The following is a 289-nucleotide window of genomic DNA, read 5'->3' on the forward strand; positions in this document are numbered from 1 at the left end:
GTGATGGGACCACCTGATTGCCAGAGGGTAGGGACCACCGTGGCGCGTTATTGAGGATGCTCGTTGTCGGTGGTGGCGTCAACTGTTCCGGGTCGGGTGCGTTGCCGGTAGGACGGTCCTTCGATGACGAGGGTGTGTGCGGTGGAGGTCAACCGGTCGATGGCGGATTGCGCGAGCAGGGTGTCGGCGGTCATGGTCAGCCACTCGGACGGCTCGCGGTTGGAGGTGACGATGGTGGTCTTCTTGCGGTGGCGTTCGACTATCAGTTCGTAGAAGTCGCTGGTTTCTG

General features: G+C 61.9%; 1 protein-coding gene. It reads right to left on the reverse strand.

The window, feature by feature from the left end:
* Window positions 1–47: 47 nt before the first annotated feature.
* A partial coding sequence (locus BJI47_RS00385) for an ATP-binding protein (RefSeq protein ID WP_176224609.1) occupies window positions 48–289 on the reverse strand: 242 nt, incomplete at its 5' end.

This window comes from Rhodococcus sp. 1168 (genome assembly GCF_002091955.1).
In the GTDB taxonomy this organism is placed as follows: domain Bacteria; phylum Actinomycetota; class Actinomycetes; order Mycobacteriales; family Mycobacteriaceae; genus Rhodococcoides.